Below are 1,436 nucleotides of genomic sequence, written 5' to 3'. Positions count from 1 at the left end.
TCACCAGATTGACCGGCGCGCTGGATGAGCCGGAATCCTTGCGCAGGTAAGCTGCGGTTTCATTCAGCACGATATTCTGAATATCTACCGCGCCATTGCCGGCGATCGCCATAGCGGTCGCGTCGACATCGATCTGCACGGTCGGGTTCTTGCCGGAGAGCGCGTCGGATTCGAATTTCGGCGGGATCTCGACGACGAACACGTAGCGACCGGTGTCCATCGCAGAATCGATTTCGGATGGAGCAATGGGTTCGGCGGCGCGGAACAGCGGCGGAAGCATCGCGGCGGCGATGCGGCGCGACAGTTCAGAGTGATCCTCGTCGACCACCGCAACTCGCGCGGCCTCGACTTCCAGCTTGGCACCCGTGGCGATCGTGTAGATCGCGACGCTGAAGACGTAGATGATGAAGCCGAGCAGGATGGGGTCGGCCCATAGGCTGCGCAGCTCCTTGCCGGTGAGACGATAGATATGCCGTAGCATCGAGCCCATCGTCACGCCTCCTGCTTGCGCAGCGCAAGGATCGCACCAATCAAATACACCAAGCCAAACCCGAACAGAATCAGCAGGTTCGGCGCCAGCATCCAGAAGCTCATGCCTTTGGTGAAGGCGCCGATACTGACCTCCTGAAACCAGGCCGCAGGGAACGCCTCACCGAACCACCGCCCGGTCTGCGACAGCGACGATACAGGGACCAGCAGGCCGGAGAAGTTGACGGCCGGGATGATCGAAATGATCGCGACGATGAAGATCGCGGCGATCTGCGTGCTCAGGAACGACGAGAACAGTACGCCGAGCGCCGTTGTGGAGAACACGTAGAGCAGCGCGCCGCCGACGAGTGCGACGACCGAGCCTCGCACCGGAACGCCGAAGATCACGATCGCTCCGAGCAGCAACAACATGAAGCTGAAGAACGACAGCAGCGCGTAGGGGATCTGCTTGCCGAGCAGGAATTCCGTCGCGGTCACGGGCGTCGACCGGAAGTTTGTGATCGAGCCGACTTCCTTCTCGCGGACCACGCCGACGGCGGTCAGCATCGCCGGGATCAGCATCAGGATCAGCGTAATCACGCCGGGAATGATCGAGTACACGCTCTTGAACGCCTGGTTGTAACGGAACCGGGTCTCGATGTTGATCGGCGCGGTGGGTGACGCCATCGCATGCCGCCGATACTGCTCGGCCAGATAGGCTTGCGACAGTCCGGTGACGTAGGAGCGAATGGTCTCGGCGCGGAACGGCATCGCACCGTCGATCCACACCGCCACTTCCGGCGACTTGTTGGTCAACAGGTCGCGTCCGAATCCGTGGGGCACTTCGATTACCAGCTTCAATTCGCCGCTGGCGAGCCGCCGATCGATGTCTGCCGCGGATTTGATATCCGGCGCCTGCTGGAAGTATCGCGACCCCGAGAAACTCTCGAGAAGTTCGCGACTCTCCA

2 protein-coding genes are annotated in these 1,436 nt (G+C 61.4%); both read right to left on the bottom strand.

Features of this window, described 5'->3' with window-relative positions; translation table 11 throughout:
- Positions 1-490 (bottom strand): ABC transporter permease (locus tag DYI24_RS26555; protein WP_164574451.1); only part of this gene is annotated, 490 nt, incomplete at its 3' end.
- Positions 491-492: 2 nt separating this feature from the next.
- The coding region (locus DYI24_RS26550) for an ABC transporter permease (RefSeq protein ID WP_164574450.1) at positions 493-1,436 on the bottom strand (944 nt) is incomplete at its 5' end.

The organism is Rhodopseudomonas sp. BR0C11 (assembly GCF_010820945.1).
GTDB classification, from domain to species: domain Bacteria; phylum Pseudomonadota; class Alphaproteobacteria; order Rhizobiales; family Xanthobacteraceae; genus Rhodopseudomonas; species Rhodopseudomonas palustris_H.
The sequence above is the reverse complement of the archived record's forward strand: the minus strand, read 5'-3'. Positions and strand labels throughout refer to the sequence as shown.